A 413-nucleotide genomic window follows, 5' to 3' on the forward strand; every position below is an offset into this window, starting at 1 on the left:
ATGTTCTTGCACCAATGCACCCACCATTCTGGAGCTAGATCCTCTGGCCTTTGCGGCAAAATGATGGTGATGCAAGAACAGATGATGCCATTCCAAACGAAGTCAGGTTTCCCTTTCTTCTAACCAAATTTTTGGTACATACTTCTGCAAAACATCACGTTCTGCTTGTGTCAGCCCATAGTTACAAATCTCTTTGTTGAATAATGGATAAGATTGGTCCGATACATGATAGAATACGTACGGACGAAGCACTTTGAATGCTTTTGTCAACACACTCCACTGTTTCCAGTGATGCTTCCCATCCTTATATTCTGTATAAGCTTGCAGCACCTTTGGCACCCGTTCCTTCAAGTTCATGCCGCGTCTGCCAATGACATAAGAAGCTGCTTGATGGATGGAAATATGCATCTGTT

The 413-nt window shown here is 43.1% G+C and carries 1 pseudogene; it reads right to left on the reverse strand.

The window, feature by feature from the left end:
• Positions 1-102: 102 nt before the first annotated feature.
• Positions 103-413, reverse strand: a pseudogene (locus AAHB12_RS31390) (hypothetical protein); the annotation flags it as partial.

The sequence above is a fragment of the Bacillus sp. OTU530 genome, from assembly GCF_038440375.1.